Source organism: Streptomyces sp. NPDC036813 (assembly GCF_055609245.1).
The window spans coordinates 346,024-367,488 of the sequence record NZ_JBVJPV010000007.1 but is presented as its reverse complement, the minus strand read 5'-3'; the positions used below and the strand labels follow the sequence as shown (position 1 = coordinate 367,488).

16 protein-coding genes, 5 tRNA genes and 1 riboswitch are annotated in these 21,465 nt (G+C 73.1%); of the genes, 9 read left to right on the top strand and 12 right to left on the bottom strand.

Translation table 11 applies throughout. The features are described from left to right. Positions 1 to 42: 42 nt before the first annotated feature. Entirely contained in the window at positions 43 to 2,142 is a 2,100-nt protein-coding gene (locus ACZ67Q_RS17815) for an asparagine synthase-related protein (protein WP_471182661.1), read from the bottom strand. A 713-nt stretch (positions 2,143 to 2,855) separates the two neighbouring features. On the opposite strand from ACZ67Q_RS17815, the gene ACZ67Q_RS17810 reads away from it, so the two are divergent. The 4 genes from ACZ67Q_RS17810 (at position 2,856) to ACZ67Q_RS17795 (ending at position 8,076) form a co-directional block, all read left to right on the top strand. Next, a complete protein-coding gene (locus ACZ67Q_RS17810) occupies positions 2,856 to 4,277 on the top strand; it encodes an MFS transporter (protein WP_471182658.1) in 1,422 nt (473 codons plus the stop codon). 131 nt (positions 4,278 to 4,408) lie between these two features. Continuing rightward, complete coding sequence (gene lhgO, locus ACZ67Q_RS17805; RefSeq protein ID WP_471182655.1) at positions 4,409 to 5,629, top strand: L-2-hydroxyglutarate oxidase; 1,221 nt, start codon at positions 4,409 to 4,411, stop codon at positions 5,627 to 5,629. A 171-nt stretch (positions 5,630 to 5,800) separates the two neighbouring features. Continuing rightward, positions 5,801 to 6,643 (top strand): tRNA (guanosine(46)-N7)-methyltransferase TrmB, encoded by an 843-nt coding sequence (trmB, locus tag ACZ67Q_RS17800; RefSeq protein ID WP_471182652.1) that lies wholly within the window; start codon positions 5,801 to 5,803, stop codon positions 6,641 to 6,643. 50 nt (positions 6,644 to 6,693) lie between these two features. Further along, positions 6,694 to 8,076, top strand: a complete 1,383-nt coding sequence (locus tag ACZ67Q_RS17795) for a PrsW family intramembrane metalloprotease (protein ID WP_471182650.1) — start codon at positions 6,694 to 6,696, stop codon at positions 8,074 to 8,076. Between the two features lie 34 nt (positions 8,077 to 8,110). Here the strand turns inward: ACZ67Q_RS17795 and ACZ67Q_RS17790 are convergent, their stop codons facing one another. The 6 genes from ACZ67Q_RS17790 to ACZ67Q_RS17765 all read right to left on the bottom strand — a co-directional run bounded on the left by ACZ67Q_RS17790 (position 8,111) and on the right by ACZ67Q_RS17765 (position 13,741). Continuing rightward, positions 8,111 to 9,055 carry an aldo/keto reductase gene (locus tag ACZ67Q_RS17790; protein WP_471182647.1) on the bottom strand — a complete coding sequence of 315 codons (945 nt, stop codon included), beginning with the start codon at positions 9,053 to 9,055 and terminating at the stop codon, positions 8,111 to 8,113. 144 nt (positions 9,056 to 9,199) lie between these two features. Then, positions 9,200 to 10,231 carry a M23 family metallopeptidase gene (locus ACZ67Q_RS17785; RefSeq protein WP_471182644.1) on the bottom strand — a complete coding sequence of 344 codons (1,032 nt, stop codon included), beginning with the start codon at positions 10,229 to 10,231 and terminating at the stop codon, positions 9,200 to 9,202. Positions 10,232 to 10,242: 11 nt separating this feature from the next. Continuing rightward, positions 10,243 to 10,398: riboswitch (cyclic di-AMP (ydaO/yuaA leader) on the bottom strand. A 241-nt stretch (positions 10,399 to 10,639) separates the two neighbouring features. Next, positions 10,640 to 11,761: a PP2C family protein-serine/threonine phosphatase gene (locus tag ACZ67Q_RS17780; RefSeq protein ID WP_471182641.1), complete on the bottom strand. Its 1,122-nt coding sequence runs from the start codon at positions 11,759 to 11,761 to the stop codon at positions 10,640 to 10,642. A 518-nt stretch (positions 11,762 to 12,279) separates the two neighbouring features. Beyond that, a tRNA-Met gene (locus ACZ67Q_RS17775) sits at positions 12,280 to 12,353 on the bottom strand. Between the two features lie 115 nt (positions 12,354 to 12,468). Then, positions 12,469 to 13,113, bottom strand: a complete 645-nt coding sequence (locus tag ACZ67Q_RS17770) for a GTP cyclohydrolase II (RefSeq protein WP_471182638.1) — start codon at positions 13,111 to 13,113, stop codon at positions 12,469 to 12,471. A gap of 124 nt (positions 13,114 to 13,237) precedes the next feature. Then, a complete protein-coding gene (locus ACZ67Q_RS17765; RefSeq protein ID WP_471182635.1) occupies positions 13,238 to 13,741 on the bottom strand; it encodes a MarR family winged helix-turn-helix transcriptional regulator in 504 nt (167 codons plus the stop codon). Positions 13,742 to 13,810: 69 nt separating this feature from the next. Here ACZ67Q_RS17765 and ACZ67Q_RS17760 point away from each other — a divergent pair, with 69 nt between their 5' ends. Further along, positions 13,811 to 14,941, top strand: a complete 1,131-nt coding sequence (locus ACZ67Q_RS17760) for a dihydrofolate reductase family protein (protein ID WP_471182632.1) — start codon at positions 13,811 to 13,813, stop codon at positions 14,939 to 14,941. Between the two features lie 79 nt (positions 14,942 to 15,020). Here the strand turns inward: ACZ67Q_RS17760 and ACZ67Q_RS17755 are convergent. From ACZ67Q_RS17755 to ACZ67Q_RS17740, 4 genes are all read right to left on the bottom strand, one after another. After that, positions 15,021 to 15,093: transfer RNA gene (locus ACZ67Q_RS17755), tRNA-Lys, on the bottom strand. Between the two features lie 212 nt (positions 15,094 to 15,305). Then, a complete protein-coding gene (locus tag ACZ67Q_RS17750) occupies positions 15,306 to 17,468 on the bottom strand; it encodes a DEAD/DEAH box helicase (RefSeq protein ID WP_471182629.1) in 2,163 nt (720 codons plus the stop codon). Positions 17,469 to 17,747: 279 nt separating this feature from the next. Continuing rightward, a complete protein-coding gene (locus tag ACZ67Q_RS17745) occupies positions 17,748 to 18,284 on the bottom strand; it encodes a hypothetical protein (protein ID WP_471182627.1) in 537 nt (178 codons plus the stop codon). A gap of 214 nt (positions 18,285 to 18,498) precedes the next feature. Next, positions 18,499 to 18,849: a metallopeptidase family protein gene (locus ACZ67Q_RS17740; RefSeq protein ID WP_361636289.1), complete on the bottom strand. Its 351-nt coding sequence runs from the start codon at positions 18,847 to 18,849 to the stop codon at positions 18,499 to 18,501. Positions 18,850 to 18,932: 83 nt separating this feature from the next. Here ACZ67Q_RS17740 and ACZ67Q_RS17735 point away from each other — a divergent pair, with 83 nt between their 5' ends. The 4 genes from ACZ67Q_RS17735 (at position 18,933) to ACZ67Q_RS17720 (ending at position 20,885) form a co-directional block, all read left to right on the top strand. Continuing rightward, positions 18,933 to 20,498 (top strand): metallophosphoesterase family protein, encoded by a 1,566-nt coding sequence (locus ACZ67Q_RS17735; protein WP_471182624.1) that lies wholly within the window; start codon positions 18,933 to 18,935, stop codon positions 20,496 to 20,498. Positions 20,499 to 20,579: 81 nt separating this feature from the next. Beyond that, positions 20,580 to 20,652: transfer RNA gene (locus tag ACZ67Q_RS17730), tRNA-Glu, on the top strand. A gap of 60 nt (positions 20,653 to 20,712) precedes the next feature. Beyond that, positions 20,713 to 20,787: transfer RNA gene (locus ACZ67Q_RS17725), tRNA-Asp, on the top strand. Positions 20,788 to 20,811: 24 nt separating this feature from the next. Next, a tRNA-Phe gene (locus ACZ67Q_RS17720) sits at positions 20,812 to 20,885 on the top strand. Between the two features lie 61 nt (positions 20,886 to 20,946). On the opposite strand, the gene ACZ67Q_RS17715 is transcribed toward ACZ67Q_RS17720, so the two are convergent. Continuing rightward, a complete protein-coding gene (locus ACZ67Q_RS17715; RefSeq protein WP_471182621.1) occupies positions 20,947 to 21,321 on the bottom strand; it encodes a hypothetical protein in 375 nt (124 codons plus the stop codon). Between the last annotated feature and the right edge of the window lie 144 nt (positions 21,322 to 21,465).

Here is a 21,465-nt window from a genome sequence, read left to right as displayed (position 1 = left end):
ACGCACCCGCAGAGCGACAACGCACCGCAGGCCGAGCAAGGCCTACCCCCGCCCGCTCCCGATCCCCCGCACCGGCTCCACCGCCCCCCGAGGCCGCACGATCCCCCCCGGGACCGCCCGCGCCCGCGCCGGCGTCCCCGTCCAGCACGTGCCGCGCCGCGACAGCAGCCGCCGGAGCCACAGTTCGAGCGAGATCAGGTCGGCCAGCCCGTCGAGGGGCAGAGGCTCACCCGCCACCGCCCCCCGCAGGGCCTCCCGCACGACCCGCGCCTCGATCAGCCCCGCCTCCGCGAGCAGCGGAGAGTCGAACAGCTCCATGAGCGGCTCACGGGAAACCCTCAGCCCCGCCCGCGCCGCCGCCGCGGCCGGCGCGTGGGACGGCGTCCCCCACCCGGGCGGCAGCTCCGTCACCCCCGCCCCCTTGAGCACCGTACGCAGAATCTCCGCCCGCGCCCCCGGCTGCACCCGCAGCGTCTCCGGGAGCGCCCGGCACGCCCGCACGACCTGGTTGTCGAGGAACGGTGCGTGCAGCCGCTGGCTGCGGATCTCCGCCGCCTGCTCCAGCACCCGCAGGTCCGCCGCGTGCCGGGCCAGCGCCGCACGCGCGCGATAGTCCCCCGGACGCTGCCCCGGCCCCACCCCGGACCGGTGCGTGGCCCCCTGCAGGCGAACCGATACTTCAGCCAGCGCCTCCCCGGTCAGCCAGCGCGCCGCGGGCCCGGGTCTGGCCCAGGTGAGCGCCGCGAGGGACGCCCCCACGGCCCCCTGGGGTTCGTCGAGCCGCCGGTCCATCAGGCGCGCGGCGAGGACCTCCAGCCCCGTGCGGTAGGGCGTGCGGGCGAGCCGCCGCGCCGCGCCGTACACGCGCGCGGGCACCAGCACCGACCCGTCCGCCTTCGCCAGCGCGGCCACCGGCCGCACCAGATGGCGCCGCTTGCGGTCCATCAGCAGGTCGGCCAGGCGCGCCGGATGGGCGTCGAGCACCTGCCGCGCGCCGTACCCGATGAAGTGGTCCGCGCTGCCCGAGGCGAGCCGGGCGCGATGCCGGGCGGCCGTCACGAGGGCGGGTCCCGGCTCGTCCGTCAGCGGCCCGTCCAGAGCGGCGTACGGCAGCTCCTCCTCCCCGCCCGTGACGACGACGTGGTGCAGCCGCGGGTTGGCCGCGAGGACGCCGGCCCTCTCCAGTTCGGCCTCGCGGCCGGGGACGGCGAGGTCGTTGAAGGTGACCGCCAGCAGCCGCTCGCCCGCGCCCGTCCCGTGTCCGAGGAGCGTGCCCGGCATCCCGGGCAGCCCGGCGGCGAGCAGCGCGAGCGTGCTCGAGGCGGGACCGCCGGAGAGGTCGGCGCCGATGCCGGGCACCGGCATGCCGCGGGCGGCGCGGCGTTCGGCGGGCCCCATCCCGGGCACCGGGCCTGGGTCGAGGTCGGGCACGTGGCGCGGCGCGGCCATACGTGCGCGTACCGCTTCGATCAGCGCGTCGCGCACACCGTCGACCGCGCGGTCCGGGTCGGCCGGGGGCGCGGCGACCGCGAGGGAGGCGACGGGCTCGTACCCGGCGATCTCGCGGGCCCCGGCGCGCAGGATGAGCGCGTGCCCGGGAGGGATGCGCTGCACGCCCGCGTACGGCGTCGAGTCGTGCAGCGCGGCGGGGACGTCGGGGGCCGCCAGCAGGGCGGCGAGGTGGCCGAAGTCGAGGTTGGCCTCGATGAGGTCGGCGAGCGGCAGCGCGGCGGTGGCGTAGGCGGTGCCGCCCGCCCAGGGGGTGTGGAACACCGGGCGCGCGCCCGCGAGGTCGCCGCAGACGGTGACGCGGCGGCCGACCTTGACTACGGCCGTGTAGCTGCCGGGCCAGGCGGTCAGGTGGCGCAGGGCGCCGCCGCGGGCGGCGAGCAGCCCGACGCGCAGCTGTTCGTCGCTCGCGCCGCACAGGCCGAGGACCGCGATCCGGGTCTGGTCGTCGGCCTTGACGACGCGCACCTCGTCGGGGCGCCAGTCGCCGACGGCCCACAGGGGGTCGGGGTCGCCCCACAGGAGCTGGGAGCCCACCGGGTGCACGGTCTCGCCGTCGTACCCGGTGGCGCCGGCGGAGCCGGACACGGCGGCTCCCGCGGCGGTGCTGCTCCATCCCACCAACCACCGCATCGACGCCTCCACAGGCTGTGGACAACCAGTGCACCGTACGAACGGTTCACCATGCTGCCACGAAGGACACGCCGCAGAGGTGCGACAGAGCCGCTCACGCTCCCCGGAGTGCGCCCCTGCCGACCCTGTTCACGCCCCTGTCACCCCGGCGTCGGCACCGTCGACTCCCGCGCACGGTACGGCATCCACGGCGCGAATGCGCCCCCTGTGCGCTCCTCCGCAATACCCCGTGCGCCCTCAACTGCCGTGGTGGGAGCGGGAATCAAACGACCGGGGCGGGGACGGGTTTCGGCCAAATCGGCGTCTCGGCGCGGCCGTTGGATCACTGCCATGCACGCTCCGTGCAGGCTCTGCGCGCGGCCGGCAGGCGCGCAGTCCGGGAGGCTTGTGGCGCCTCCCGGACCGGTCCGCCGCCCGCGGGGATGAAGACGGCGGCATCCCCCAGCCCACTGGATCCAGTACAGCGGGCCGACCCACGCAACGCCCATGGAACCGCTCCCGAGATGGCCGGAGAAGAGCGCACGGCCGGGCGCACGGCCACACGTCGGGAGCGCGCCACGACACAGCGTGCACGGCCCCGTACTCCCGTGCGGACCACAATCCCGCCAACCGGAACAAAGCCCCTTAACGCTTGGAAGCCAAGGAACTACGCTGGGTTTACGAATGCCGCGTGGTTATGCCAGAGCGGCAGCCGGCTTTGTCGAGGGGTGGCCATGTCCAGGGAGCAACGCGGGCCGAACGAAAAGCTCGGCGCCGTTCTCGCCCTCGCGGGAATCAGCAATGCGGGACTCGCCCGACGCGTCAACGACCTTGGTGCGCAGCGCGGGTTGACTCTTCGCTACGACAAGACGTCGGTGGCGCGCTGGGTGTCGAAGGGCATGGTGCCGCAGGGTGCCGCACCCCACCTCATCGCGGCCGCCATCGGCCAGAAGCTGGGCCGCCCGGTCCCGCTGCACGAGATCGGCCTGGCCGACGCCGACCCCGCGCCGGAGGTGGGCCTCGCCTTCCCGCGGGACGTCGGACAGGCGGTGCGCTCGGCGACGGAGCTGTACCGGCTGGACCTCGCCGGACGCCGGGCCGGCTCCGGCGGCATCTGGCAGTCGCTGGCCGGATCCTTCGCCGTGAGCGCGTACGCGACGCCCGCCTCGCGGTGGCTGATAACCCCGGCCGACAGCTCGGTGGCGCGCGAGGCGGGCCCCGCGGAGGGCGCCGGCGCACCGATCAAAGTCGGCCACAGCGATGTGCAGAAGCTGCGGGAGGCCGCCGAGGACGCCCGGCGGTGGGACTCCAAGTACGGCGGGGGCGACTGGCGTTCGTCGATGGTGCCGGAGTGCTTAAGGGTCGAGGCGGCGCCGCTGCTGCTCGCCTCCTACTCCGACGAGGTCGGCCGCGCCCTGTTCGGCGCGACCGCCGAACTCACCCGGCTCGCCGGGTGGATGGCCTTCGACACGGGCCAGCAGGAGGCCGCGCAGCGGTACTACATCCAGGCGCTGCGCCTGGCGCGCGCGGCGGCGGACGTGCCGCTGGGGGGATACGTCCTGGCGTCGATGTCGCTGCAGGCGACCTACCGGGGCTTCGGCGACGAGGGCGTCGACCTCGCGCAGGCCGCCCTGGAACGCAACCGGGGCCTGGCCACGGCCCGCACCATGAGCTTCTTCCGCCTCGTCGAGGCACGCGCGCACGCACGTGCCGGCGACGCGCAGGCCGCCGGCACGGCGCTGAAGGCCGCCGAGAGCTGGCTCGAGCGCGCCCGGCCCGGCGACAGCGACCCCACCTGGCTCGGCTTCTATTCCTACGACCGGTTCGCCGCCGACGCCGCCGAGTGCTACCGCGACCTGAAGGCACCGCGCCAGGTGCGCCGCTTCACCGAGCAGGCGCTGTCACAGCCGACGGAGGAGTTCGTCCGCTCGCACGGGCTGCGACTCGTGGTCGCCGCGGTCGCCGAGCTGGAGTCGGGCAACCTCGACGCGGCCTGCGAGCAGGGCGTGCGGGCGGTGGAGGTGGCCGGACGGATCTCGTCGGCGCGCACCACCGAGTACGTGAAGGATCTGCTGCACCGGCTGGAGCCGTACGGGGACGAACCGCGGGTGGTCGAGCTGCGCGAGCGGGCCCGCCCCTTGCTGACCACGGCCTGACCCGATCCTGACCCGAGCCGGAGAGGGCCGCAGACGGTCCGGAGACAGGCCCGGGACCGGCTGCGCAGACCGGCGGGGCCGCCCGCGTTTGAAGGCGTTGTCAGTGGCGCAGTGCACTATCGAAGCGGGAGGTGGTGCAGGTGCGGCAGAAGGTCGCGTACGACTGTGACGTGCTGGTGGTCGGCGGTGGCATCGTCGGGCTGTCCACCGCGTACGCGATCACGCGTGCCGCGCCGGGGACGCGGGTGACGGTGCTGGAGAAGGAGACCGGCCCGGCCCGGCACCAGACGGGACGCAACAGCGGCGTCATCCACAGCGGGATCTACTACAAGCCGGGCTCGCTCAAGGCGCGGTACGCGGTGCGCGGCGCGGCGGAGATGGTCAAGTTCTGCGCGGAGTACGGCATCGCGCACGCCGTCACCGGCAAGCTGATCGTCGCCACGGACCGGGACGAGCTGCCCCGGCTGCACGCGCTCGTGCAGCGCGGCCGGGAGAACGGCATTCCGGTGCGGGAGCTGGGCGGCTCGCAGATCGCGGAGTACGAGCCGGAGGTGCGCGGCCTCGCCGCGATCCATGTCGGCACGACGGGGATCTGCGACTTCGTCGGCGTCGCCCGGCAGCTCGCCGAGGCCTCCGGCGCGGAGATCCGCTACGGCGCTCAGGTGGTGCAGGTCGACCGGCGGCCGTCGCTCGGCGTCGCCGTGCGCACGGCGACCGGCGACGTCGTCCGCGCCCGAGCTCTGGTGAACTGCGCCGGGCTCTACTGCGACGAGGTGGCGCGGCTGACCGGCGACGAACCCGAGGTCCGGATCGTCCCGTTCCGCGGGGAGTACTACGAGCTGGCGCGGCCGGAACTGGTGAAGGGCCTCGTCTACCCGGTGCCGGACCCGGCGTTCCCCTTCCTCGGGGTCCACCTGACCCGGGGTGTCGACGGCGGCGTCCACGTGGGCCCCAACGCGGTCCCGGCCCTGGCCCGGGAGGGGTACGGCTGGGGGGTCGTCCGGCCGCGGGAGCTGGCGGGGACGCTGGCCTGGCCCGGCTCGTGGCAGATAGCCCGCCGCCACTGGCGGTACGGCGCCGGTGAGCTGCGCCGGTCGGTGTCCAAGGCAGCGTTCGTCGACGCCGTACGACGGCTGCTGCCGGCCGTGGAGGAAGAGGACCTGGTGCGCACGGAACCGGGCGTGCGGGCACAGGCGGTCCTGCGGGACGGCACGCTGGTGGACGACTTCCTCATCCGGGAAGGAGCACGCACGGTGCACGTCCTGAACGCACCGTCCCCGGCCGCCACAGCGTCCCTGCCGATCGGCAGAGAGGTGGCCCGCAGAGCACTGAAGGCTCTCGCGGAGGCGTGACCGGCGCGCTGGTTTCGGGCGACGACAAAACGGAGGGCACCGCACCCCGGCCAGGGGCGCGGGGAACCGCGCGACCAGCCCCCATGGGTCCGCGGACGCCCGACGCCCGCAGCCCACCCCCGCAAGCGGCGTACTCGGATCGCGGAGCGCCTCCGTACAATCGATCCCACTGTGTCTGACTCCCCCAACGCTCCCGAAACCCCCCGGCCCGCCCGCGAAGCGGACCCCGGCGACTCTGTCCGGCACACCCGGGCCAAGGGTGAGCCGCGGTTCCCGGACGGGCCGAGGGCCGACCCCGCCGGATCGCACTTCGAGCGGCGCATCCGCAGCTTCCAGCCGCGCCGCAGCCGGGTCACCGCCGGACAGGCCGACGCCCTGCAGCGGCTGTGGCCCAAGTGGGGGCTGGACATCGACGGGCAGCGCACCCTCGACCTGACCGAGCTGTTCGGCAACGACAACCCCGTCGTGCTGGAGATCGGCTTCGGCATGGGCGAGGCCACCGCACAGATGGCCGCCGCCGACCCCGGCACCAACATCCTCGCCGTGGACGTGCACACCCCCGGCCAGGGCAACCTGCTGAACCTCGCCGACCACCACGGCCTGTCCAACATCCGCGTCGGCAACGGCGACGCGATCATCCTGCTGCGCGAGATGCTCACCCCCGACGCGCTGGACGGCCTGCGCGTCTTCTTCCCGGACCCGTGGCCCAAGAAGCGGCACCACAAGCGCCGGCTGATCCAGCCGGAGTTCCTCACCCTCGCCGCGACCCGGCTGAAGCCGGGGGCGGTCCTGCACTGCGCCACGGACTGGGAGCCGTACGCCGAGCAGATGCTCGAGGTGCTCACCGCGCACCCCGACTTCGAGAACACCCAGCCGGACGGCGGCTTCGCACCGCGCCCCGCGTTCCGCCCGCTGACCCGCTTCGAGGGCCAGGGCCTGGACAAGGGCCACGTCGTGAACGACCTGCTCTTCCGCCGCGTACCGCATCTGCGGAGCGACCAAGATCCGGACTGACACCGCCGTCAACGTCGCGGGCGGCGCTGTCCCTCGTTAGGGTCAATGCCGTGGCCACGAGTCCCCCGTATCCGACATACCCCGGCGGCCCCGGCGACGGTGCGCTCCATCACCCGCACTGGTGGCAGCGCAGAGGGGTGCGGTACGGCGCGCTCATCACGCTGCTCGCCCTGTCCGGTCTGGTCATCCTCGCGCTGGTGCGCGAGCAGACCGGCACGGAGGGCTTCCTGGTCGGGCTGGGGCTCGCCGTCTTCCCCGTACCGCTGCTGACCGCCGCCTTCCGCTGGCTGGACCGGGTCGAGCCCGGCCCCTGGCGGAACCTGCTGTTCTCCTTCGCCTGGGGCGCCTGCGCGGCGGCCCTGATAGCGATCGTCGCCAACAGCTTCGCGACGAAGTGGATAGCGACGGCGACCGCGGACCCGGCCGGTGCGGACACCCTCGGCGCCACGGTGATAGCGCCGATCGTGGAGGAGTCGGCGAAGGCTGCCGCAGTCCTGCTCGTCTTCCTCTTCCGCAGACGCGACTTCACCGGGATCGTCGACGGCGTGGTGATAGCCGGCGTCACCGCCACCGGCTTCGCGTTCACCGAGAACATCCTCTACCTCGGCACCGCCTTCGGCACCGACCAGATCACCGGTGGCCGGGGCATCGCCTCCGTCACCGCGGCGACCTTCTTCGTCCGCGTGATCATGTCGCCGTTCGCGCACCCGCTGTTCACCACCATGACCGGCATCGGCTTCGGCATCGCCGCGCTGTCGGGGGAGGGCCGGCGCCTGCGCCGTGTCCTCCTTGCGCTGGGCGGGCTGCTGCTGGCCATGTGCATGCACGCCCTGTGGAACGGCTCGGCGTCCTTCGGACCGTTCGGCTTCTTCGCCGTGTACGGCGGCTTCATGATGCCCGCGTTCGGGCTGCTGACCTGGCTGGTCGTCTGGACCCGGCAGCGCGGGCTGCGCACGATCCGCGAGGAGCTGCCCGCCTACGTCGCCGCGGGCTGGCTCGCGCCCGCCGAGCCGTTCGCGCTCGGTTCGATGCGGGCGCGCCGCATGGCCCGCGAGTACGCCGCGCATCACCTGGGCAAGCCGGCGGCCAAGGAGGTCGCGCGCTACGAGGTGTACGCGACGTCCCTGGCGTTCCTGCGACACCGGGGCCGCCGCGGCCGCGCCGGCGCCGACTTCGTCGTACGGGAAAGGGAGCTGCTGAACGACATGTGGCGGCTGCGGGAGCAGGCCCGGCCGGCGCTGGAGTACGCGGCCCGGGCGGCCGCGCCCCCGGTGCCGGTGATGCTGCCGTGGCCCGCGCACCCGTGGCCGGCCCCCGGGGCGGCGCGGCCGCACCCGCCGTACGCCGGGTACGCGGGGTATGCCGGGCACTCGGGGTACGCCGGGTACGGCGCCCATCCGGTGTACCCGGCGTACAACCCCTACCGCTCGTAGAAAGCCGCTCGCCGCGGAGGCGGCAGGGCGCCGGTCAGGCCGACGCCTGCGTCAGCCGCTCCCGTTCCGCCTCCGTCAGGGTCAGGTCCGCCACGCCCAGCAGCGCCGGAAGCTGGTCCGTGGTGCGCGCCGAGGCGATGGGGGCGGTGACCGTCGGCTGCGCGGCGAGCCAGGCGAGGGCGACCGTCGCGACGGGGGCGTCATGGGCCTGAGCGATCTCGTCCAGGGCGGTCAGGACCGCGCGGCCGCGTTCGGACTGCAGGTGCTGCGCCGCGCCGCCTGCCCGCGGGCTGTCCACGCTCGCCCCGGGCCGGTACTTGCCGGTGAGGAAGCCGGAGGCCAGCGCGTAGTACGGGACGGCGGCGAGACCGGCGTCGGCGGCGAGGTCCTGGAGGTCGCCCTCGTAGGTGTCGCGGGAGACCAGGTTGTAGTGCGGCTGCAGCGCCACGTACCGCGCGAGACCCTCGCGGTCGGAGAACTCCAGGGACGCCCGCAGGCGCTCGGCGGAGATGTTGGAGGCGGCGATGTGGCGGACCTTGCCGGCCTTCACGAGCTCGTCCAGGGCGCCGATGATCTCCTCGACCGGCACCTCGGGCTTGTCGAAGTGGGTGTAGTAAAGGTCGATGTGGTCGGTGCCCAGGCGGCGCAGGGAGGCGTCGGCGGCGGCCTTGATGGTCGCGGCGGACAGGCCCTGGTACTCGGGGTGCTGGCTGACCTTGGTGGCGATGACGACGTCGTCGCGGTTGCCGCGGGCCTTCACCCACCGGCCGATGATCGTCTCGGACTCCCCGCCCTGGTTGCCCGCCACCCAGGCGGAGTAGGAGTCGGCGGTGTCGACGAAGTTGCCGCCGGCGGCGGTGTAGGCGTCGAGGACGGCGAAGGAGGTCGTCTCGTCGGCGGTCCAGCCGAAGACGTTGCCGCCGAGGGCGAGCGGGAAGACCTCGAGGTCGGACGTGCCGAGCTTGCGAAGAGCAGTCATGCTCTGTTGCAACACCACGGCCTGCTCGACCCATTCCGCACGCAAACCAACAGTGTGCAAACACCTCGGCACACACGAACCGGCAGCCCTGACGTCGGGGGGGTTGCCGTCAGGACCGCCGGGGATCCGGAGCCGGGCGTGGTGTCAGGGGGTGAGGCCCTTGTCCTGCAGCCACGCCATCGGGTCGATACCGGAGGCCTGCCCGTCGGGGTGAACCTCCAGATGCAGGTGCGGGCCCGTGACGTTGCCGGTGGCGCCGACGCGACCGATGACGTCACCGGTTGCGACCTTCTGCCCGACGCTGACGCTGATCGACGACTGGTGGCAGAACCACAGCTCGGTGCCGTCGTCGAGGGTCAGGATCGTGCGGTAGCCGTAGGACCCGGCCCAGCCTGCCTCGGTGATGGTGCCGGTGTGGACGGCCTTGATCAGCGTGCCGGTGGGGGCGGCGAAGTCCAGGCCGGTGTGGTAGCCGGAGGACCACATGGAGCCGGCCTGCCCGAAGCGGGAGGTGAGGGTGTACGAGGAGGTCGGCAGCGCGTACTGCTTGGCCAGTTCGGCCAGGCGCTCGGCCTCGGCCTTCTGCTTCGCCTCCGCCTCCGCCTTCTCCTTCGCGGCGGCGGCCTTGGCCGCGGCCTCCTTCTCCGCCTGCGCGGCGGCCTCGGCGGCCTGCTTGGCCACGGCGGCCTGGGCGGCGGCCTGCGCCTTGACGTCGACCTGGACCTGCTGCGACTCGGCCTGGGCCATGATCCGGTTGCGCAGCGCCTCACCGGCGTCGGAGGTGCCCTGCGCGGTGTCGGCGGAGCTGACGATGTCACTCAGCGGGGTGGCGGAGCCCTGCGGCTTGCCGTCCTCGTGGTCGGAGATCAGTGAGCCGACCGAGGGCAGGTCGGGCATGGAGATGGAGACCGGCGGCTTGCCGGTCTGCGCGCTGGCCATGCCGCCCGCGCCGACGGCGGCGATGACGCCGACGCCGAGGACGGTGGAGCTGCGGGCGAGTCCGCCGCGCTGCTTGGCGACGCGGTGCCGGCCGCGGACGGGACGGACGGACTCCTCAGTGGGGTTCCACTCCTCCCAAGGGCCCTCGTCGGTGCGGTGGCCGCCGTAGACGAGGGTCTCGGGGCCCTGCTGGCTCGGCACGAACGGGGCTGTCGGGGCAGGCCGGTTGGACGCCACGCGGGCGTACTCCTTTCCTTCCGTCTCGCCTACCGGGTTAGCTGACGGGTTCGGAGCAGGAAGGTCTCCTACGCGCGTATACCGGCCGTCATCGACGGCGGCTGACGCGAGATTCACCCCAAGGTGGTGGTTCCCCGGTTCCCTACGGGATTCGGCGCGTGAGCACGGAGCCGTCTCTTGTGACGGCTGGGACGACCGCGCTGCGTTATCGAACGTTAATAGACCCGGAGGCTTGATTCCAAGCCGTTCGTCTTGATCATTAACATTCTTGGCCTGGACTTTCATGCCACGACCGGCGCAAAAGGGGCGACTTGATTGCCCCTCAGGCGTCACGTCCAAAACCTGGTTTTGGTGATGGTGTGTCAATTGTTATGCAGAGGGCTGTCGCCCGCTCACCCATCGTGACCTTCACGGCCGGCGGACGGCGAGCAGCGCCATGTCGTCCGCCATGCCGCCCCCCGAGTGCCGGCGCACGTCCTTCGCCACCGCGGCGAGCAGGGCGCCGGGCGCGGTGACGACACGTCCGGCGAGCCGCGCCTCGACGTCGTAGAAGCGGCCATGGCGGTCGCGGCTCTCGGAGAGGCCGTCGGTGTACAGCAGGAGCGTGGCGCCGCCGGGGAAGACGACCTCCTCGGCGCGGTCCGGCCACAGGCCCAGCTCGCCCATGCCGAGCGGCAGCGCGGGCTCGGCGGGCAGGAGTGCGCGCAGGGCGCCGTCGGCGTGCAGCAGCACCGGCGGCGGATGACCGCGGTTGAGCAGGCGGACGACGCCGTCGCCGTGCGGGAGTTCGGCGAGGACGGCCGTGGTGAACCCCTCGAACGCGTCCAGCCCGTCGCGCCGGGCGCCCTCGCGGGCCAGCGCCCGCTCCAGCCGCTGGGCGACCGCCTCCAGGGTCGCCTCCTGCTCGGCGGCCTCCCGGAACGCACCGATGACCACGGCCACGGCCGCCACCGCGCCCATGCCCTTGCCGCGCACGTCTCCGACGATCAGGCGGACGCCGTACGGGCTGTCCTGCACGGCGTACAGATCGCCGCCGATGAAGGCGTCGGCGCGCGCGGCCTCGTAGCAGGCGGCGATCTGGAATCCGCCGATCTCTTCGGCGGGTTCGGGCAGTACGGCGCGCTGGGCGGCCTCGGCGACCTCGCGCGCGGAGGCGAGCTGCTCGCTGCTGCGGCGCGCGAGGGCGTTGATCAGGACGGCCAGGACGGCGACCGTGGCGACGGTCACCAGCTCGGTGACGGCGTCCGTGTGCCAGACGATACCGATCGTCAGATGCAGCCCGAGCACGACGGCGACGGCGGCGAGCCCGGTGAGCACGGTGCCGCGGCGGCTGTAGAGCGGGGCGGCGACCAGGGGCGCGGCGGTGAAGAAGGGGACCGCGGTGAAGTCGGACGGGGTGCAGTAGTCGTAGACCGCCCCGGCGGCGATGAGCAGCGCGGGCAGGATCCGTACGAAGGCGCGCGCGACGAAGATCCTGCGGCCCTCCTCGGGCCGCGGCTCCCCGCCGTCCCCGGGCTCGGACTCGGGCACGAGGTCATCGGCCAGCCGAACGGCGGCCCGGGAGCCGAGACCGAGAGCCGGGGCGGGGTCGTCGCCGCGGGGATCCGGGGCGCATCCGCGGGCCACGGAACCGGTCCCGCCACCGGGAACCCACCCGTCGGCGAACGGGCCCGTCCCGGCCTCGGGAACGCGCCTGCCGATCCGGGGGTACGGCCCGTCGTCCGTCGCGTCTCCAGGCCGCACCGCTCGTCTCCCACCGTCCCTGTCCGCCGTCGTCCCGCCCGTCCAGGGTTGCCGGTGCGGGCGCGAGCGGCGAGCGGTGAGGGCCGACCGGATGACACCGGGCCGCAGCGGGCCGAAGGCGACGGGCCCAGCGACGGAGAGCCGAGTAGCGGCAGGCCCAGCGACGGAAAGCCGAGCGGCGGCGGCCCCAGCGGCCGAGGGCCGAACGGCGGCGGCGCCGAGTGGCAAAAAGAGGCAGCCAAGCCGGTCGCGACGGAAAAAGCCGAGGGCCGGAAACCTTTCGGCTTCCGGCCCTCGGCCTTCAGTAGCGGGGACAGGATTTGAACCTGCGACCTCTGGGTTATGAGCCCAGCGAGCTACCGAGCTGCTCCACCCCGCGTCGTTGTGACTCCAGTGTACGTCATCCGCGGGGCCGCCGACGACCACGTTTCTTCGCCGGCCCCCCGGGCCCTCTGCGGGTCAGCCCGCGCAGGCCCCCCGGTCCCCTGCGAGGGTCAGCCCACACTCCGTTCCGCCAGCTCGGCCAGCGGCAGCGTGTGCTGGGTCTGCAGGACCTTGGCGCGCAGGTAGCGCACGTTGTGCGGGGTGGAGAAGACACCGGTCGGCACCCGGTCGCGGACGTCGAGCCCCAGGGTGCGCAGCTGGCCGGCCTTGTCCGGGTTGTTGGACAGCAGATCCAGCGACCCGATCCCGAGGGCGGTGAGCATCTGCGCGGCGGCGGTGTAGTCGCGGGCGTCCTCGGGCAGCCCGAGAGCGGCGTTGGCGGCGTAGGTGTCCAGGCCCTGGTCCTGGAGGGCGTAGGCGTCGAGCTTGTTGTAGAGGCCGATGCCGCGCCCTTCCTGACGCATGTAGAGCAGGACGCCGCCGCGGTCGGCGATGCGTTCGACGGCCTCGCGCAGCTGGGGGCCGCAGTCGCAGCGGGCGGAGCCGAAGACGTCGCCGGTCAGGCACTCGGAGTGCAGCCGGACGAGCGGGACCGGGCCCGGCTCGCCGAGCACGACGGCCACGTGCTCCTGGCCGTCCGTGAGGCCGTGGAAGGTGACCAGTTCGGCGTCGGCGCGGTAGCCGTCGGCGAAGTGCAGCGGGACCCGGACGCGGGCGCGCGGGGTGGCGGCGGGGACAACGGGGATGTCGGCCATGCGGGTGCTCCGGGTTCCGTCCAGCTGCTTCAGATTTGAAGCAGAAGCTCAGACCCGGGACCTTACTCCTGCTTGAAACTTGAAGCAATACACCCGGTCGTGGACCCGCCGGGTATGACGTGACTCACCCACACGACGGCCCGGACCGTCGACGCCAGGGCACGTCCTCCGCCTCCGCCCCCTCGAGCGCCCGCGCGATCCCCGCGCAGATCTCCTCCAGCTGTCCGACCTGCTCCGGGCCGAGATGGTCGAACAGCGCGGTCCGGACCGTCTCCACATGGCCGGGGGCCGCGCGCTCGACATGGGCCAGCCCCTCACCGGTCAGGACGGCGATGCTCCCCCGCTTGTCCGACGGACAGCTCTCGCGCGCCACGAGCCCGTCCTTCTCCAGCCGGGTCACCGCGTACGTCAGCCGGCTGCGGGTGATCTTCAGGGCCTCGGCGAGGTCGGTCATCCGCAGCCGCCGCTCGGGCGACTCGGACAGGGTGGCCAGGATGGAGTAGTACAGATGCGGCATGCCGGCGTCCTGCTGGAGCTGCCGGTCCAGCGCGTCCTCCAGGAGGTGCGTGGCCGCGAGGTAGGCGCGCCAGGCACGCTGCTCGTCGGGGGAGAGCCAGCGGGTCGTCATGCCGCCAGTGTAGGTTTGTTTAAAAGTTGAACCAAGCCGTGTCCGCCACCTCACCCGACGGGGAGCGCGATGCCCCACCCGTACGTCCTGCTGTCCGCGGCCGTCTCCCTCGACGGCTACCTGGACGACACCGGCCCCGACCGGCTGCTGCTGTCCGGCCCGGCCGACTTCGACCGCGTCGACGAGGTCCGCGCGTCCGTCGACGCGATCCTCATCGGCGCCGGCACCCTGCGCGCCGACAACCCGCGGCTGCTGGTCAACTCGCCCGAGCGGCGGGCGGCCCGCGTGGCGGCCGGCCTCCCGGAGTACCCCCTGAAGGTCACCGTCTCCGCCTCCGGCGACCTGGACCCGTCGGCCAACTTCTGGCACACGGGCGGCGAGAAGATCCTCTACACGACGCGGCTCGGCGCCGAACGGGCGAGGCGGGCCGGCATCCGCGCGTACATCGTCCCTCTCGGCCCCGACCTGGACTGGCCCTCCCTCCTCGGCCATCTGCACGGCGCCCGGGGCGTGCGACGCCTGATGGTCGAGGGCGGCGGCACGATCCACACCCAGCTGCTCCAGCAGCAGCTGGCGGACGAACTCCAGCTGGTCCTGTCCCCGCTCCTCGTCGGCGACCCCGACGCCCCCCGCCTCTTCGGGCCGGGCGCCTACCAGAAGGGCCGCCTGCGCCTGCTGCAGACGCGGCAGATCGAGGACGTCGTCCTCATGCGCTACGCGCCCACCGCCCCCGGCACGGGCACCGCCACCGCCCCCGCCGACCGACACTGGCTGCGCCTGGCGTGCGAGCTGGCGGACCGCTGCCCGCCGTCGGACACGGCGTTCAGCGTCGGCGCGGTGATCGTCGCGGCCGACGGCACGGAACTGGCCCGTGGTCACTCGCGCGAGGCCGGCGACCCGACGGTCCACGCCGAGGAGGCGGCCCTCGCCAAGATCCCGGCGGACGACCCCCGCCTGCCCACCGCCACGGTGTACACCAGCCTGGAGCCCTGCACCCGCCGCGCCTCCCGCCCCCTTCCCTGCGCCCAGCTGATCCTCCGCGCACGCGTACGCCGCGTGGTGACGGCCTGGCGCGAGCCGGACACCTTCGTCCCGTCCGCCGACGGCACCGGCACGCTGACCGCCGCGGGCGTGGACGTGGTGCTGCTCGAGGAGTTCGAAACGGCGGCCCGAGAACCGAACCGCCATCTGCTGCCCTGACACGACAACGCCCGGGCCGGCAGAAACCGGTCCGGGCGTCGAAGGCGGGTGAGAGGGGCGAAACCCTCCGCCGCGTGCGTAGGCCCTGTGGGACTCGAACCCACAACCAATGGATTAAAAGTCCACTGCTCTGCCAATTGAGCTAAGGGCCCTGGCGATGTTGCCTCCCCGAGCATAGCGGGACGAGCCCGCGTCGCCGATCGGGTATCGCCGACGCGGCCGCGTCGGACCGTCGGCAGCGGCCGGAAGTGTCGGCTGTAGACCGGTTCGCGACGGTCGGCGGGATACGGAAAGGCCCGCACGACCGAAGTCGTACGGGCCCTCACCTCAAGGCTGCGACAGCGTCAGCGGTGCTGCGGCACCGTCAGCCGTTGCGCTTCCAGCGCGGCTTGTCGTCGCGGCGGCCGAAGCCGGCGGAGCCGCCACGGTGGTCGTCACGACGGCCGTTGGGGCGCTCGTGGCCGCCGGTGCGGAAGCCCGGGCGGTCGTCGCGGCGGTCGCGGTTGAACGGGCGGTCGTTGCCACGGTGGCCGCCACGCTCGTCGCGGCGGAAGCCACCACGGTCGTCACGGCGCTCGAAGGTACGGCCGCCACGGTCGCGGTCGAACGGACGACGCTCGTCACGGCGGAAGCCGCCACGCTCGTCGTCACGACGGAAACCGCCACGCTCGTCGTCACGGCGGAAGCCGCCACGGTCACCGCGCTCGTTCCGCTCGCCGTCACGGCGCTCGAAGGTACGGCCACCGCGGTCGCGGTCGAACGGACGACGCTCGTCACGGCGGAAGCCGCCACGCTCGTCGTCACGACGGAAGCCACCGCGCTCGTCGTCACGGCGGAAGCCGCCACGGTCACCGCGCTCGCCGTCCCGGCGGTCGAAACCGCGCTCACGGTCCCGGCGGTCGAAGGAACGACGGTCGTCGCGGTCCTGCGGACGGCGGTCGTCGCGGCGGTCGTCCCGGCGGAAGCCACCGCGGTCGCCGTCACGGCGCTCGCGGCGCTCGTACGGCGCCGCCGCCGGACGCTCGGCGCGCTCGGCGCGGTCCACGTCCTCGGCGCCCGGCTGCTCCGGCACGGACACCTCGGCCACGACCTGCGCCGCGGCGGCCTCGACGGCCGCGGCCGGGTCCTCGCCCCGCTCGCGCGCCACCCGGGCGACCAGCCGGTCGGCCTCCTCACGCAGCTCGGTCGCACGCCGCTGGGCGCGCTCGAGCTCCTTGGTGAGCTGGGCGACCTCGCGCTCGGCCTGGCTCGCGGCGTTGCCCGCGGACTCGGCCTGGACCTCGGTCATGGAACGGGCGCCGGTGATCTCGGCGACCTCCGGCTCGAAGGCGCCGGCGCTCTGGATGATGTGGCGCGCGGCGTCCACGCCGGCGTCCTCCATCAGGCGGAAGATCTGGCGGCGCTGGTGCGGCAGGGACAGCGAGACGACCGTGCCGGTACGGCCCGCACGCGCGGTACGGCCCGCACGGTGCAGGTAGTCCTTGTGGTCGCCGGCCGGGTCGACGTTCAGCACCAGGTCGATGCCGTCGACGTGGATGCCGCGGGCGGCGACGTCGGTGGCGACCAGGCAGTTGACGTAACCGTCCTTGAAGTCGGCCAGCGTCCGGGTGCGGGCGCCCTGCGTCATGCCGCCGTGCAGCGCGTCGGCCTTCACGCCGGCGTCCCGCAGCTGCTCGGCGATGCGGTCGGCGCCGAGCTGGGTGCGCACGAAGATGATGGTGCGGCCCTTGCGGGAGGCGATCGCGGCGGTGACCGGCGCCTTGTCCTTGGGCTTCACGATCAGGATGTGGTGCGACATGGTCGTGACGTTGCCCTGGGCGCTGTCGACCTCGTGCGTGACCGGGTCGCTCAGGTAGCGCTTGACCAGCGTGGAGATCTCGTTCTCCATCGTGGCCGAGAACAGCATCCGCTGGCCGCCGGCCGGGATCTGGTCGAGCAGCTCGGTGACCTCGGGCAGGAAGCCCAGGTCGGACATCTGGTCGGCCTCGTCGAGGACGGCGACCTCGACGTTCTCCAGGGAGCAGGCGCCGCGGTTGATGATGTCGCGCAGGCGGCCCGGGGTGGCGACGAGGACGTCGACGCCGCGCTCCAGGGCGTAGATCTGGTTGCCCATCGACGTACCGCCGCAGACGACCTTCATCTTCAGGCCGAGGACGTCGCCGTACGGCTGGAGGGCGTCCGCGACCTGCATCGCGAGCTCACGGGTCGGGGTGAGGATGACGGCGCGCGGCTTGTGCTTCTCGGTGCGGCCGCCGGCGAGGCGGGCCAGGGTCGGCAGACCGAAGGAGAGGGTCTTGCCGGAGCCGGTGCGGCCCCGGCCGAGGATGTCCTTGCCCTCCAGCGCGTCCGGGATGGTCGCGGCCTGGATCGGGAAGGGGGTGGTCACGCCGTTCTGCGCGAGCTTGCGCACGACGCCCTCGGGCAGACCGAGGTCGGCGAAGGTGATCTCGGGGGTGGTGTCCTGAGGGGTGTCCTGGGAGACGTTGTCCTCGGACACGACGGCGTGATCAGTACTGGCGATGGACATGCGAATGCGAAACCTTCCGGAGTCTCGTCGGCACGCGCCCGTCAACTCCGTGAATCGCACACGACCGCCTCGATGCGGTCCGCCACGGCAAGGGAGAGTACGCGCCACACGGCGCGCTTCTGCGTTGGCGCCGGGCAAATGGGATCAAACGATCTACCACCATACGCACCTCGGGCCCCCCAAGGCAAACCGCGTGGATGAGCCGCTGGTCACACCAGGGCTCCGGAAACCGGGCCCGCACCGGTGACCGGGAGCCGGGCTCGCACCGGTGGCCGCGGCTCACACCGGCGCCCCGGCCTGAGGCGCCGGCTCGCGCTGCATCAGCTGCGGCCCGGTCTCCTCGTGCGCGGACGAGGAGGGCTGCGGGGACGGCGGCTCGGAGGTGGCGGGCGGCTGGGACGGCTCCGGGGTGGGCTCCGGGTCGGGCGTGGTGTGTGTGGCGGTCGGCTGCGCCTCGGTGGGCGACGGCTCGGGCGGGCGCGGGGGCTGCGGCGCGGCCGAGGGCCGGCCGCTCACCGCCGGCGTCGCTGTGCCCGTGGGTGCGGCCGACGCCGTGGCGCTGCCGTCGGAGGCACCGCGGCCGTCCTTGGCGTCACCGTGCCCGTGCCCGTGTGCGTCACGACCGGCCCCGGCACCGCCCGCGCCGCCCCCGGACACCGCGGCGCCCCCGTCGGGCCCCTCACCGCCGCGCGCCCCCGCCGAGTGCGACGGCCTGGCCTGACTTCCGTCCTCGTCCCCGACGCTCATGCAGCCGGCGGCCGCGGCCACGGCGATGAGCGTGGCGGCCAGGCGGACGGGTACGTACAAGGGGCGCACGGGCAGCCACCTCCGGGATGAGGGAGAGTCGACGTGCCCAACTCCCGCCGCCCGCAAGAGGACACGCCCGGGCCCCTGCCGTCCGGGGCGCGCGGGCACCGCGGTGGGAACCCATGAGCGAGCCGCCGTGGGCCCAACGATGAGGTGCCCGTCGTGGGGCCCACTGATGAGCTGCCCGTCGTGGGGCTTCTCCCTCAGCGGGCCGCCGTGGGGGCTAGCCGTACCCCAGGCTGTGCAGTCGCGCGTCGTCGATGCCGAAGTGGTGGGCGATCTCGTGCACGACGGTGATCTCGACCTCCTTCACGACCTCCGCCCGGTTCTCGCAGAACCGCAGGGTCGGCCCCCGGTAGACGGTGATCCGGTCCGGCAGCACTCCGGCGTACCACTCCCCGCGGTCGGTCAGCGGGGTGCCCTCGTACAGCCCGAGCAGCTCGGGATCGTCCGCGGGCGGTTCGTCCTCGACGAACACCGCCACGTTGTCCATCAGCCGCGTCAACTCCGGCGGGATCCGGTCGAGCGCCTCGGCGACCAGTTCCTCGAACTCCTCGCGCGTCATCTCCAGCACACCGCCATTGTCCGGTACGACGCCCTCGCGCGACCGTCGTACGGCGCCGCATACCCGCACGCGCACCTGGGCATACGGCACCAATGGTCCGCGTCCTCGCCGCAGTCCGACACCGCACGAAACGACCCCGCCCGACCCCGCTCACCCTCGATGACCAGCCCTCCCCCTGGCTGCGCGCCTGCGGCATGATCGCGGTCGTCCTGCTCGGCGCCTGGCTGGGCCTGCTGGTCGTCGGCGACGTCCGGGCACCCGTCGGCCCGATGGACACGACCATGACGCTGCGCCCGTCCCTGAACGGCGGCACGAAGATCAACGTCTCGCCGCTCGGCGCCCTGCACCTGGACAGCCACATCGCCCCCGTCCGTCTGGACGTGAACGTCGACCAGCTCGACCCGGACCGCGCCCAGGCCCTGGTCGACCATCCCGAGCGCATCTCCGGGCTCCAGGACGAGGTCGCCCGGGACGTCGAGCACGGCACGCTCGACCTGGCGCTGCGCTCCTGCGTGGCCGTCGTCATCGGCGCGACGGCCCTCGGTCTTGCGGTCTACCGCCGCCCCCGCCGCGCCCTGGCCGCCGGCGGTCTCGCGCTCGCCCTCCTGACCGCCTGCGGAGTGACGGCCTACGCGACCTGGAACCCCAAGTCCGTCCTGGAACCGAAGTTCTCGGGCCTGCTCTCCTCCGCACCCTCGCTGGTGGGCAACGCGCGCAACATCGTGACGGAATTCGACGTCTACCAGAAGGAATTGGCCCGCCTGGTCACCAACGTGACCAAGTTGTACGACGTCACCTCCACGCTCCCCGCCTACCAGCCCGACCCGACGACCATCCGCGTCCTGCACGTCTCCGACATCCATCTCAACCCGGCGAGCTGGAAGATCATCGGCTCGCTGGTGCAGCAGTACAAGGTCGATGTGATCGTCGACTCCGGCGACACGATGGATCACGGCACGGCGGCGGAGAACGGCTTCCTGGACCCGATCCGGGACCTCGGCGCCCCCTACGTCTGGGTCCGGGGCAACCACGACTCGACGACGACGCAGCGCTATCTGGAGCACATGAGGAACGTCCACGTCCTGGACGGCGGCCGGGCCGTGTCCGTCGCGGGTCTGCGCTTCGCCGGCACCGGCGATCCGCAGTACACCCCCGACCGCTCGGTCGAGCCCGGCGGCGACGCGGCGGAGGAACTGGCGGGCGCGCGCCTGGCCTCCGCCCTGCGTGACCAGAGGGCCAAGGGGACGCCGGTGGACATCGCGATCGCCCATGAACCGGTCGCGGCGCGCCAGACGGACGGCGAGGTGCCGCTGGTCCTGGCCGGCCACATCCATCACGAGGCGACCGAGCTGCTCCCCTACGGCACGCGTCTGCGCGTCGAGGGCTCCACGGGCGGCAGCGGTCTGCGCGCGGTGGAGGGGAAGCACCCGGACCCGATCGAGGCGTCGATCCTCTACCTGGACCGTGACACCCACCGCCTGCAGGCCTGGGACGAGATCGAGCTGGGCGGGCTCGGCCTGACGACGGCCGAGGTCAGCCGTCACCTGCCGAAGGAGAACCAGCCGGGCGGCTCACCCTCCCCGTCCTCCCCGTCGCCCTCCGCCCCGTCCTCGCCCTCGTCCCCCGCCCCGCCGTCGCCGTCGCCCACCCGCCGCTGAAACCGTTTTGGCGATACCCCCCGCCATCCCATATGCTTCTCACGTCCCCGACGCGCTGAGAAGCGCCCAGGCGGGCCGATAGCCCTCATCGTCTAGCGGCCTAGGACGCCGCCCTTTCAAGGCGGTAGCACGGGTTCGAATCCCGTTGGGGGCACGCAGTATCGTGTGCGACACTGTCCTAGGCGTCAGCCGAAGACATGCGCAGACACCACTTGGTCCTGTGGAGCAGTTTGGAGTGCTCGCCACCCTGTCAAGGTGGAGGCCGCGGGTTCAAATCCCGTCAGGACCGCTGAGGTTTCACGTGAAACCTCGTGGCTGGGTAGCTCAGTTGGTACGAGCGATCGCCTGAAAAGCGATAGGTCGCCGGTTCGACCCCGGCCCCAGCCACAATCGCCCTAGCAGGGCAAACACCCCCTCCGGGATTCCGGAGGGGGTGTTCTCGTTCCGGTTACCTGGTCTCGGTGTAGCCCGCGACCAGCGTGGAGCGCAGCGGGCAGGTGACCGAGGACTTCTTGCCCAGGGCCACCCACGGGCCGTGGACGGTGACCAGGCGGTCGTGGATGAAGGGGCCGGTGCCGCGGTCCTGGTCGCACACGGCCTTGGCGCGGTGCTCGCTGGCCTTCTTCGTGCCGACGCTCGTGATGACGTAGCAGTGCGACGTCACCTTCTTGCGCGGGATGGACGTCGCCGTCGGGTCGCACTTGTAGAAGTGGGCGGTCGCGGCCTGGGCCTGGCTAGCGCCGAGGCCCGTGAACGCGAGCGCGCCGACGGCCGGCAGCACGGCGAGGGCGGCAGCGCGCTTCCACTGGGTGAACGTGGTCATGGGTACTCCCCGATTCAGCCGCTCAGCCGACCTGCGCGGTGTCCGGGCAGGTGAGAGCGGTCCCCGTTGGGTGGATGGTCGTGTGCCCCATCGGGAGACGAGCGTGCGGAGGAAGTCGTGCGCGGCCTGTGGCCTGCGTCGGTG

Excerpts from the sequence above, each read along its gene's own strand:
- ACZ67Q_RS17765 (WP_471182635.1), bottom strand. The coding sequence starts at position 13,741 with ATGACGACCCGCTGGCTCTCCCCCGACGAGCAGCGTGCCTGGCGCGCC.
- ACZ67Q_RS17810 (WP_471182658.1), top strand. The coding sequence starts at position 2,856 with ATGTCCAGGGAGCAACGCGGGCCGAACGAAAAGCTCGGCGCCGTTCTC.
- ACZ67Q_RS17750 (WP_471182629.1), bottom strand. The coding sequence starts at position 17,468 with ATGTCCATCGCCAGTACTGATCACGCCGTCGTGTCCGAGGACAACGTC.
- ACZ67Q_RS17790 (WP_471182647.1), bottom strand. The coding sequence starts at position 9,055 with ATGACTGCTCTTCGCAAGCTCGGCACGTCCGACCTCGAGGTCTTCCCG.
- ACZ67Q_RS17770 (WP_471182638.1), bottom strand. The coding sequence starts at position 13,113 with ATGGCCGACATCCCCGTTGTCCCCGCCGCCACCCCGCGCGCCCGCGTC.
- ACZ67Q_RS17815 (WP_471182661.1), bottom strand. The coding sequence starts at position 2,142 with ATGCGGTGGTTGGTGGGATGGAGCAGCACCGCCGCGGGAGCCGCCGTG.
- ACZ67Q_RS17760 (WP_471182632.1), top strand. The coding sequence starts at position 13,811 with ATGCCCCACCCGTACGTCCTGCTGTCCGCGGCCGTCTCCCTCGACGGC.
- ACZ67Q_RS17715 (WP_471182621.1), bottom strand. The coding sequence starts at position 21,321 with ATGACCACGTTCACCCAGTGGAAGCGCGCTGCCGCCCTCGCCGTGCTG.
- ACZ67Q_RS17735 (WP_471182624.1), top strand. The coding sequence starts at position 18,933 with ATGGTCCGCGTCCTCGCCGCAGTCCGACACCGCACGAAACGACCCCGC.